Source organism: Kitasatospora sp. NPDC057542 (assembly GCF_042801945.1).
GTDB lineage: Bacteria > Actinomycetota > Actinomycetes > Streptomycetales > Streptomycetaceae > Kitasatospora.
Map to the genome: position 1 here is coordinate 1 of NZ_JBHVFE010000340.1, position 10036 is coordinate 10036.

10 protein-coding genes are annotated in these 10036 nt (G+C 72.3%); 3 read left to right on the forward strand and 7 right to left on the reverse strand.

Going from position 1 to position 10036, the window contains the following annotated elements; translation table 11 throughout:
• Nucleotides 1–136: 136 nt before the first annotated feature.
• From ACFU7Y_RS31800 to ACFU7Y_RS31810, 3 genes are all read right to left on the reverse strand, one after another.
• On the reverse strand, nt 137–325 hold the full coding sequence (locus ACFU7Y_RS31800; protein WP_224280768.1) for a hypothetical protein: 189 nt from the start codon (nt 323–325) through the stop codon (nt 137–139).
• 230 nt (nt 326–555) lie between these two features.
• Entirely contained in the window at nt 556–2718 is a 2163-nt protein-coding gene (locus ACFU7Y_RS31805; protein ID WP_380770460.1) for a hypothetical protein, read from the reverse strand.
• Nucleotides 2715–4535: an HSP90 family protein gene (locus tag ACFU7Y_RS31810; protein WP_380770461.1), complete on the reverse strand. Its 1821-nt coding sequence runs from the start codon at nt 4533–4535 to the stop codon at nt 2715–2717. The genes ACFU7Y_RS31805 and ACFU7Y_RS31810 overlap by 4 nt, the downstream gene beginning before the upstream one ends.
• A 214-nt stretch (nt 4536–4749) precedes the next feature.
• Here ACFU7Y_RS31810 and ACFU7Y_RS31815 point away from each other — a divergent pair, with 214 nt between their 5' ends.
• The 3 genes from ACFU7Y_RS31815 to ACFU7Y_RS31825 all read left to right on the forward strand — a co-directional run bounded on the left by ACFU7Y_RS31815 (nt 4750) and on the right by ACFU7Y_RS31825 (nt 6107).
• Complete coding sequence (locus ACFU7Y_RS31815) at nt 4750–5211, forward strand: SRPBCC domain-containing protein (protein WP_224283079.1); 462 nt, start codon at nt 4750–4752, stop codon at nt 5209–5211.
• A complete protein-coding gene (locus tag ACFU7Y_RS31820) occupies nt 5208–5594 on the forward strand; it encodes a helix-turn-helix transcriptional regulator (RefSeq protein ID WP_224283080.1) in 387 nt (128 codons plus the stop codon). Before ACFU7Y_RS31815 ends, ACFU7Y_RS31820 begins: the two co-directional genes overlap by 4 nt.
• Before the next feature lie 69 nt (nt 5595–5663).
• On the forward strand, nt 5664–6107 hold the full coding sequence (locus ACFU7Y_RS31825) for an SRPBCC domain-containing protein (RefSeq protein WP_224283081.1): 444 nt from the start codon (nt 5664–5666) through the stop codon (nt 6105–6107).
• Nucleotides 6108–6184: 77 nt separating this feature from the next.
• Here ACFU7Y_RS31825 and ACFU7Y_RS31830 read toward each other — a convergent pair whose 3' ends face one another.
• The 4 genes from ACFU7Y_RS31830 to ACFU7Y_RS31845 all read right to left on the reverse strand — a co-directional run bounded on the left by ACFU7Y_RS31830 (nt 6185) and on the right by ACFU7Y_RS31845 (nt 9684).
• Nucleotides 6185–6580 carry an Imm50 family immunity protein gene (locus ACFU7Y_RS31830; RefSeq protein ID WP_380770462.1) on the reverse strand — a complete coding sequence of 132 codons (396 nt, stop codon included), beginning with the start codon at nt 6578–6580 and terminating at the stop codon, nt 6185–6187.
• Nucleotides 6573–7088 carry a hypothetical protein gene (locus ACFU7Y_RS31835; protein WP_380770463.1) on the reverse strand — a complete coding sequence of 172 codons (516 nt, stop codon included), beginning with the start codon at nt 7086–7088 and terminating at the stop codon, nt 6573–6575. Before ACFU7Y_RS31835 ends, ACFU7Y_RS31830 begins: the two co-directional genes overlap by 8 nt.
• 143 nt (nt 7089–7231) lie before the next feature.
• Nucleotides 7232–7732 carry a hypothetical protein gene (locus ACFU7Y_RS31840; protein WP_380770464.1) on the reverse strand — a complete coding sequence of 167 codons (501 nt, stop codon included), beginning with the start codon at nt 7730–7732 and terminating at the stop codon, nt 7232–7234.
• Between the two features lie 851 nt (nt 7733–8583).
• Nucleotides 8584–9684 carry a hypothetical protein gene (locus ACFU7Y_RS31845; RefSeq protein ID WP_380770465.1) on the reverse strand — a complete coding sequence of 367 codons (1101 nt, stop codon included), beginning with the start codon at nt 9682–9684 and terminating at the stop codon, nt 8584–8586.
• Nucleotides 9685–10036 lie beyond the last annotated feature (352 nt).

The following is a 10036-nucleotide window of genomic DNA, read 5'->3' on the forward strand; positions in this document are numbered from 1 at the left end:
ATCCAGCCCGACCAGTTCCCCATCCCACTGTCCCTGCACACCAGCAGTCTGGCCCACACCGAGTAACGCAGGGCCAGAACCGCTGATTTTCAGTGAACTTCTAGGCAGGCTCCCGCTCATGACATGTATCGCCGGATCAGGTCGGCGCCGCAACGGCCAGCGCCTCCAGCGCCGCGCGCACGCTCTCCCCGGCCAGCTCCAGCCGGTTCAGGTCCCGCACCGCGCTGATGACATGGGTGGAGTCGCCACGCTGCTTGCCCCCGGCCGTGATCAGCCCCTCCTGACGGCAGTGCTCCACCAGCCGGTCGAAGAACAGGCGCTCCATGCCGTCGCGCCCCGGCCCGTCCGGGACGTCGCGTTGCGAATGTGGCCTGCAGGTATGGGTTTTGCAAAGGAAAGCTGATCGGCACTCAATGGAGCGGATGTGTCCGATGTCACATCCGCTGATCGTGCGCGACCGGCAGGCACCCGACACGGCCTCAGGTGATCGGCGCACGCGGCGGTTGCGGTGGTGGGGCGGGCGGCGGCAGGGCGTGCCGCCGCCCGATCGGTGCATCAGTCGTCGAGGTGCTCCGCCGTCAGTCCGTGGTCGGCCAGGAACGTGGCGAGTTCGTCGTCGGCGCCGCGGGCTCGCAGGGCCTTGGCGATGACGAACAGCTCGTCCCAGGCGTCGTCCGGATCGTCGAGCAGGGCGAGGGCGGCGCGGGCGGCTTCCTCGGCCGCGACCGGGTCACCGAGGTCCAGGAGGACCGCGCCGAGTTCGGTGAGCACGGCGCCCCGCCGCCGCTCCGTGTCGGCGTACACGCCCGTGTCGGTGTCCCGGCCCGAGCCCGCGCCGGTGTCCCTGTCGGCGCCCGCGTCGGTGTTCCTGTCCGCGCCCGCGTCGGCGTCCGTCGCCGCGTGCTCGTCCAGCAGGGCGCGTGCCGTGCGCAGCCGGTCGGCCGCCTCCGCCGGGCGGCCGGTGACGCGCAGGCGGCGGGCGTAGGCGAACAGCAGGCCGGCGGTCGCCGGGGCGGAGCCGGCCGGCGCTTCGCCGGGCGCACGGCCGAGGGCGGCTTCGGTCGCCTCCAGGATCTCGGCGAGCAGGCCGGCGACGGGCTCCTGCTCGGCCCAGGGAAGCCGGTTCAGCGCCGACGCGAGCGCGGTCATCGCCTCCTCCTGCCGGGCGGCGGCCGCGAAGCCGCGGGCCGCGGCGAGGTACCGGGTGGCAGCCGGGGGCCCGTAGCCGAGCCAGTCGCCGAGGGCGGCTTCGAGTTCGGGGCGTGGCGGCAACGGTGCCGGGCCCTCGGCGAGCTGCTCCCACTCCCCCGAGTCCAGGAGTTCGCTCAGCACCCGGCCGGCCGCCTGCCGCTGGCCGTCCGCCCGGTAGGCGCGGGCCAGCAGCCACCGGCACGCGGCGAGGTCCGCCGTCAGGTCGAGCCGGGCGAGCTCTCGGACGGCCTCCTCGGCCGCCTCCACGGCCTCGGCGTGCCGCTCGTCGGCGAGCAGCGCCTCCGCGGTGGCGGCCCTGGTCCGGGCGGCGCCGGTCAGGTCGCCCGCCGCGGTCTGGGCCGCGACCCGGTCGGCCAGGCGGTGGACGCGTTCGCCGCTGCGCGAGCGCAGGTCCCGGTCGAAGACCGACAGCGGTGTGGGCTCGCCGATCGGGCCGGTGGCCATCCACGTGCGCATCCGCGCGCTCTGGAAGGTGTTGCCGTTGCGGGCGTCGAACCGTTCGGCGATGGCCAGGGCGCGCTCGCGCAGCTCCACGGCGAGGTCGGCCACCCGCGCGTCCGGGCGGCGCTTGCCCTCCACGGTGGGGAAGCGCAGGACCGTCCCGGCCTCCTCCTCCCGGGCCCGCGACAGGACGGCGACGGCCGCTGCCGCGAACTCCATCTCCGCCAGCGGCGTGCGGGCCCGGTCGAGCCAGGAGAGGTGACGCTCGATCAGGTCGAGCCCGCGGCCGACGTTGCCGCTGTGCACGCAGTACAGCAGGTTCAGCGCCAACTCGCCCAGGTGGTGCGGGTTGTCGCGGATCCTGCGGTAGGCGGTGCGGTGCGCCTCGACGGCGCGCTCGCCCTGACCGGTGCGCACGAGGGGCAGCAGCAGCTCGGAGTTGATCCACTGCGGCTGCTCGGTGCAGCCGGAGCGGACGGCCGGCTCCCCGACCCGGATCGCCTCCTCGTCCCGGCCGAGCGCCACCAGCGTCCGCACGTGGCTGCTCGGCACGCAGCCCGAGCAGTCGGAGAGGCCGTCCCGGCGGGTGAGCGCCATCCGCTCGTAGAAGTCCTGCGCCTGGTCGAGTTCGCCGATGCTCTCCGCCACCAGGCCGCGGTGCTGGAGGACGGCGTGCATGCTGTGGCCGCCCCGGCGGTAGCGCCGCTCCATGTCGTCCAGGAGCTCCCTCGCCCGCTGCAACGGGACCTCCGGGAACTGGTGGACGTTGTAGACCATCCACTTGAAGTGCCACAGCAGGCTGCGCTCGTGCCCGGGATCGAAGCGCTCGGGCTCCCGGTCGTAGGCCGCGAGGCACCAGGAGAAGGTGAGGAACGACTTCGCCGGCGCCCAGCTGTGCTGGTACACCCGGGTGGCCGACATCCTGACGTCGAAGGCGAGCTCGACCAGGCCGAGGGCGTCGGCGTGCCGGATCACCTCCTCCAGGGCCGCGAACTTCGCCGCGCCGGTGGGCATCCTGTGGGTGCTGTTGTAGAGCTGACGGAGTTCCTGCTCGGTGCGGCTCATCGCGCGCCTCCCGCGACGGCCCGGCTGATCAGACCGAGGAAGGACTGGTTGAGCGCGGCGGTGTCGGCCGGGCGCAGCGGGTGGTGGCCGAGCAGCAGCGCCTGGGCGTAGAGGCCCTCCAGGCACATCGCCTGGAGCTCCGGATCGGCCAGGGCGAGGACCTGACGGGCGAGCGGGTTGCGGTGGTTGAGCACCAGTCGGGGCCGGGGCGCGGCGGTCGTCTGGAAGCTGCCGAGGATCGCCGACCAGGTGTCGTCGACCTGCTCCCGGGTGCCCCGGACGTCCAGTTGGAAGGCCGTGTCCTCGTCCAGGAGGTAGAGCGCGGGCAGCCCGGACGGCTCGAAGGAGCGGACCAGCAGGTCGCAGCCGAGCCGGTCGAGCACCCGGTCGGCGACGGCCAGGAACGGGGCGATCGCCTGCTCGTCGGCCGCGTCCAGGCGCTGGAGGTGGGTGGTGAGGTCGGCGGCGCGCAGCTGCTCGACGTCCAGGGCTCGGTCCGTCGAGGCGAGCCGGTCGATGATCTCGGCGTCGTAGACGTACCCGGCGTTGAGGACGGCCAAGCCTTGCGCCGCGGCCACCGGGGCGAGCTGGCGGAACTCGTCGAGCAGCGGGGTGAAGCGCAGCAGGCCGTAGCGTTCGCCGAACTCGGTGAGGGTCAGCGGGCCGACGTTGGTCTCCATCGGCCAGAACTCGGCGACCAGGCGCAGCATGTCGTCGTCGTGCAGGGCGAGGGCCTTGACGCCCAGGTGGTGGACGCGCAGGAAGGCCCGCAGCCGGGCCGGCTCCTGCCTGCTCAACCGTACGAGCCAGCCGCGCAGGTGGTCGCCGAGGGTGTCGCGGGTCGCTTCCAGGAGGGAGTCCTCGTAGAGCGCCTCGCGGCTGGCGGTGGGCCGCAGCTCGGAGGTGTCGACGACGCAGCGTACGAAGAAGGCCCACTCGGGCAGCAGGCGTTCGGCTCCCTCGGAGAGCAGCATCTGCTTGAGGTAGACGCGGTGGGCGGCCGGGACGGCGGGGTTGGCCGGCATCGGCAGGACGAACGCGACGCCGCGCAGGCCCGCCTCGGCGGTGGCCACGTCGATCACGTCGAAGGGCGCGAAGCCGAAGACCTCCTCGCAGTACGCCTCCAGGCGGGCACGGCGGGCAGGCTCGGTCTCGTCCTCGGGGCGGTCCCAGGGGGCGGGGCCGCCGGTGACCGGCACGCCGTCCACGGTGACGGGGTACGGCAGCCGGGCTCCGTAGTGCTCGACCAGGCCGGTCACGGCACGGCGGGTCAGCAGGTGCTCGCACCCGGGCCGGGGGCGCAGGGCGACGGTGGTTCCGGTCTCCTCGCGCTGCCGGTCGGCGGGCGCGGGCTCCACCGCGTAGGCGCCGTCCGAGAAGCCGTGCCAGAGCACGGTGGGCTCGCCCACCCGGCGGGTGGTGACCTCGATCGCGTCGGACACCATGAAGCAGGACAGCAGCCCGATGCCGAACTGGCCCATGAACTCGTGCCGGGCGAAGCCGAGGTCGTCCCGCTTCGAGCTGCGGCCGATCGTCGCCAGCAGCTCGTGCACCTGGGCCTCGCTGAGGCCGATGCCGTTGTCGCTGATGGTCAGGGAGCCGTCGCCGGTGGTGTCGCCGGAGGCGATCGTGATCCGCGGGGCCGGGGGTCGCCGGGCCGCGTCCTCCGGGTCGGCGGCGTCGTCCGCCTGGCGCGCCGTGATGGCGTCCACGGCGTTCTGCAGCAGCTCGCGGACGTACACCTGCGGGCTGGTGTAGAGGTGATGGCTCAGAAGGTCGACGATCCCGCGCAGGTCGACGCGAAAGGTTTGGCTCAACGGGTTTCTCCCAGGTTGTGTCGGGAGCACCTTAGAACGGCCGTACGACAGCCGGTAGTCGAATATCCGCGCCACCCGTCCGGCAGGGCCGGAGTGGCGGCCCGGGGCGGCCCGGGGCGGCCGAGCACTCTTCCAGAGCAACCAAAGGTTGCACATTCCGGCGGAGCGGCCTACGGTTATATGCAACCAAAGGTTGCGATAGGAGGGGAGCGGGATGGAGTACGGCAGCATCGAGCGGGAGATCCGCGTCGAGGCCACGCCCGAGGTGGTCTACGAGGTCATCAGCACGCCCGAGCACCTGCAGGAGTGGTGGCCGGACGAGGCGGACCTCAAGCCTGTCCCGGGAGGCACCGGGTTCATCTCGTTCGGTGCGGGGACACCGGACGTGAAGGTCGTGCCACTGACGGTGGTGGAGGCCGACCCGCCCCGGCGGTTCAGCTTCCGCTGGGCCCACGGCGAGGGCGAGGCCGCGACGCCGGACAACTCGTTCCTGGTCACCTTCGACCTGGTCCCGTCGGACGGCGGCACGCTGCTGCGGTTCACCGAGACGGGGTTCCGGGAGAAGGGCTGGGAGGCGGCCGTCCTGGAGGAGGCGTACCACGACCACGTCCGCGGCTGGGACCACTTCCTGCCCCGTCTCGTCACGTACGCCGCCCGGGTCGGGACGCGGCCGTGAGCGTGGTCATCGACGACGAGCTCTGGTCGGCGGTGGGGGACCCCATCCGACGGCGGATGCTCGACCTGCTCCTGAGCGGCGGCGGCGGGACGGCCACCACCCTGAGCGAGCAACTGCCGGTCACCCGACAGGCCGTCGCCAAGCACCTCGGCGTGCTGGGCCGCGTCGGGCTCGTCCACGACACGCCGTCCGGACGCGAGCGCCGCTACGAGGTCGACGAGGCCCAACTCGCCCGTGCCGTCGCACAGCTGTCGTCGGTCGGCGCCGCCTGGGACGCCCGGCTGCACCGCATCAAGCGGATCGCCGAGGCCATCCAGCGCGGCCAGGAGAACAGCCGGGAGGACAGCCAGGAGGGCAACCGGGAGAACACCCGGAAGAGCTGAGCCCGCAGGCACGCACGGAGGAGCGAACGCGCCCGGGAACGGGCGCCCGTACGAGAGAGAGGTACCGCGATGGCGGACATCCTGCACCGGATCGGGGTCACGGCGTCCCCGGACGCCGTCCACACGGCCCTGACCACGGTCGACGGACTGGCGAGCTGGTGGACCGAGGACACGGAGGGCGACGCCGGAGTCGGCGGCGTGCTCCGGTTCCGCTTCGGCCCGCCCGGCGGCTTCGACATGAAGGTCCTGGAGACCGAGCCCGGCCGACGGGTGCTCTGGGAGGTGATCGACGGCCCCGAGGAGTGGATCGGCACCCGGGTCCGTTTCGACCTCAAGCAGGAGGACGACTTCACCATCGTGCTGTTCCGGCACGAGGGTTGGCGGGAGCCGGTGGAGTTCATGTACCACTGCAGCACCAAGTGGGCCACGTTCCTGATGAGCCTCAAGGCTGTACTGGAGACCGGCACGGGTGAGCCCGCGCCGCGCGACGTCAGGATCAGCAACTGGCACTGAGCGGTCCGCTCGGGCGCGTCGCGCGCAGAGGCGCGGGGCCGGGGCCGAGGGGCATCCCCCTCGGCCCTCGGCCTACGTCACTCGAACCGGCTCCGGAGCCGTCCGGCGGGCGGCTCGGCGCGGATCCCGGCCGCCGCGAAGGACACGTGCTTGCCCCGCCCGGAGAGCACGACCCTCCGGCCCGTGAGCGTGGCGCGGGTCGTCGGCCGGCCCGACCAGGCGTCCACCGCGAAGTCCGTCACACCGGTGCAGACCAGCACGAACTCGACCGCGTTGTGGCCGCGCTCCCGCCACAGCTCCGCGGCGCCCGCCGGGACGGCGAAGGCGGAGAACCTCAGGGTGACGGACGCTTCGCGTTCGTCGACGAGGACGGAGTCCAGGCCGTAGTCGCTCAGCGGGGGCGGCGGCGCGCCGAGCACCTCGCGGACCGTCCCGGGGTTCGCCAGCTCCGCTGACCAGTCGTGGTCACCCATAGAAGGTCTTCGTGGTCGTGGGCGGCAGCGTGCTGCCGTACAGGCGCCGGTCGAGCGGGCTCAGGAACCACCGCTCGGCCGCGTACGGTGCGGCGTCGCGGGAGCAGTAGGCGTTGAGGTGCCCCACGGTGAGCGCGGCGTGCGCGGTGAAGTCCAGCGAGAACCCCGGGCCTCGCACCCCCACCGCGATCCGCCGCTCCCGTTCCCGCAGGAAGGGGGTCAACCCGATGTCGACCACGGTGCCGTCGGGAAGGCCCCGCATCCGCAGGTCCTCCTCCACGGCCGTGAACCCGAGCTGCGCCTCGAACCGGTCGCACCCCGCGTCCGTCCAGGCCTGCGGGGCGCGATCGGGAAAGCGGGGGAACTCGACCCGCAAGGTGACGCCGGCCCCGCGCGGGTTGAGCTGCACCGAGCGGAGGAGCAGGCCCTCCGGGGGCGGCAGTTCGGTGTAGAGCGCGGCCAGCTGCCCGGAGTGCGGCAGGAACTCCGGCCACGCGCCGACCGACACGGGCCCGCCCCTTTTCTTCCGGATACCTCGCACACCGCCTTGACCTGGGATGATACTGCTCGTTCCGGCTCCTGGCCGCGTTGACCGCCGGACGCCGGGCCTCGACGGAGTCACTCGGACGCGGATCGCGCCCGGGGCGGCGGTCAGCCGATGTTGAACGTGAAGTACCTGACGGTGAGTATGCTCGGCTCGTGCGTCGCGTTGTCGAGCACGATCTTCTCCACGAACGCGCCGCCGAAGTTGTACCGCTTGACGATGTTGCCGGCGTAGTCGCAGATCCCGATGGTCATGTTCTTGAGGCGGCCCTCGCGCCCGGCGATCGCGTCGTCGATCCAGCGCTGGACGATGGGGCTGTGGAACAGGCCGCGGGACAGGGTCACCGTGTGGTTGTCGGGGTCGAGACCGCTGACCTCCGCGATGTACTCGACCGACTGGCCGTCGAGTTGCATGATGAAGTTGTGGCCCGTGAGGATGTCGCCCGGGTTGAGTCCGCCGTCGTCCGGGAGTGCGACGCGCACCGCCACGGCGGGGGCAGCCGTGGCGGGGACGGCCGTTCCCACGACGACACCGGTCAGGGCCAGGAGGACGGCGCTGACGGCACCGGCCGCGCGAGCCGCCCTGCGTCCACCGAGAAACCTGCTCATGTCGATCCCTTCCTGAAGAACATGCGCAAAATGGCGTGCCCATACCAACACGGGTGGGCCGGGCCATCCACAGGAGGCCGAAAGCTTGGCTGATCCCTGCCGGATGCGGTGGCGGCCGCGGCCGGTGACGCCGCATCCGCCACGCTCGGACACACGACACGGGTGCCACCAGGTGTTACTGGCTGGCAACTTGGCTGATCATCATCTCCTCTGAGGCTTCGTCAGATCGCTACGCTCCGGCAGTCGAGCCGTTCGAGCGCAGATGGAGCACGTGATGGAACGGCCCACCCCCAGCCGTGGACGCCGGACGGCGAGTGCCGCCCTCGCGGCGGCGCTCGCCCTCGGCGGGGCTCGCCCTCGGCGGGGACGCCGTGGCACAGCCCGCCGTGGCCCTGACCGCGACGGCACAGCTCGCCGTCGCGGAGGCGCCGTCCTCGGCTGCCTCGGCTGCCTCGCTGGAAGTACGCCCTCGGCCTGGAACTTGCCGATCCGGAGTTCGGCTTCACCGTGTTGGCGAAGGCACGGTCCGTCGGTAGTCCGGCTCTGCGCAACCGTGTGATCTTGTTGCCGATGTTGCCCCAGCAGTCGTCCTTGGCCGCGATGGCGTTGACGGGTCGGTGCTGAGCGTCGGTGAGGGCCGCCTCGCCGGCGTTACCGTCGGGGAAGGCACGCAGCATGAACGGTCCCCAGTCGCGTTCGACGGTGAAGTCGTTGGCCATGGGCATCAGAGCCAAGGCAGCGTCGAGGATTCCCTCCAGGGTTGTGGTGCGGGCGAACAGGGCCCTGAGGAGGGTGCCGCCAAGCTCGACAAAGCCGGACTGCCCCTGACGTCGGTAACCGGGCGAGTCCGGCTACCAGCCGCGCTGTTCCTTCCACCTCCGCTCGAACGCCTCCAGGCCGTCGCGGCCGAGCAGGTGCCGGTACCGACCGGTCGGGTACAGGCACGAATCCGTCTCGCAGACGGCGGACAGCCTCGCAAGACGCTCGGCGAGCTCCGCCGGGTCGATCCGAAGTCGCTCGCACAAACCACCGTGTACGGCGGCGATGGCCGAGCCGATCTCGCGCGATTCCTCGTCGTAGGTGCGCCAGTCCTGGCTCAGCACCCCGGCGAGGTAGTCCCAGCGCTCCGCGGTGTACTCGACCGCGTCCAGCAGCTCCACCGACGGCGGACGCAGCGCCAGCACCTGGAGCTCGGCCACCACCGCACGGCCCGCAGTGGCGATATCGTGAAGGTCGTACTCGTAGCGGCCGTCCGGGATCGCCCGCGCCTCGTCGACCAGCGCACGCAACGGCTCCAAATCCTCGGCGCCCGGCGCACCGAGGCGGCCCGTGACCACCTCGAGATCGGTGGAAAGCATGCGGTCACGCACGGCATGACGGGCGATCAGAGCGACGAGCTCCGCCGCGTCGAGAGTCCTGGCAAGCGTACGGAAGCGCCGCTCCGCGGGATCCAAGGTCCGCACGTCAGGACGGGACTCGGGCAACGCGTTCCAGGTGAACCCGGCGCGTACGGCAGCCAGGGCCGCCGCGATGGCATGCGGGCACAGCACGGTGGGACGGCTGTCAGGACAGTCGCACTCACCCGTCAGGGCGCGGCCCACGACGCCGACCCAGACCTGCCAGGTCCGGGTGCCGTCCACGACATCGGCGTTGGCTCCGCCGAAGCCGGGCTCCAGGTTGCGAACGGAGCCGGCGGTCAACAGCTTCTCGCCGCTGCGGTACGCCTTCACAGACGCAGCGGCCCGGACAGTGTCGGTAGCGATACTCATGGCCATGCCCATCATCCAACCTGCCCGGCCGAGCTCCGGGCGCCGGGTCCACGAACGGGTGGACCCCGCTTCGCCCACGCTCACGGCCCGATCGCGCGTCTGGCGTACACCGCCGCCTGAACCACCCAGCAGGCTCGCCGGCTGCTCTGGCAACTCGGCGACCGCGCTGCCGGCTTCACCCACCTGACCCGGGACCGTGACGCGAAGTTCACCACGGCCTGCGACGCCGTCTTCGCCGGCGAGGGCATCTTCGCCGCCAGGATTCCGCCCCGCAGCCCCAACTGCAACCCACACGCGGAACGATTCATACGCTCCGTGCGGGAGGAGTGCACCGGCCGGCTCCTATTGTTCGAGCGAGGCCACGCGGAGAAGGTCCTCGGCGACGAGCGGGCCCGGCGGTACTACGCGGCGGGAGCGGCGCGCCGGGGCGTCCGGCGGCGGCCGGCGGAGCCCCGGTCGTCGCGGCCGGAGGCGGCCCGGTTGTCGCCGGCGGCATGAGCGGGGCGGCCGCGGCGGCCGCGACTCGTCGACGGGC

Coding starts and splice junctions, on each gene's coding strand:
- ACFU7Y_RS31840 (WP_380770464.1), bottom strand. CDS start 7,732: ATGAGCAGGTTTCTCGGTGGACGCAGGGCGGCTCGCGCGGCCGGTGCC.
- ACFU7Y_RS31825 (WP_224283081.1), top strand. CDS start 5,664: ATGGCGGACATCCTGCACCGGATCGGGGTCACGGCGTCCCCGGACGCC.
- ACFU7Y_RS31830 (WP_380770462.1), bottom strand. CDS start 6,580: ATGGGTGACCACGACTGGTCAGCGGAGCTGGCGAACCCCGGGACGGTC.
- ACFU7Y_RS31800 (WP_224280768.1), bottom strand. CDS start 325: ATGGAGCGCCTGTTCTTCGACCGGCTGGTGGAGCACTGCCGTCAGGAG.
- ACFU7Y_RS31805 (WP_380770460.1), bottom strand. CDS start 2,718: ATGAGCCGCACCGAGCAGGAACTCCGTCAGCTCTACAACAGCACCCAC.
- ACFU7Y_RS31815 (WP_224283079.1), top strand. CDS start 4,750: ATGGAGTACGGCAGCATCGAGCGGGAGATCCGCGTCGAGGCCACGCCC.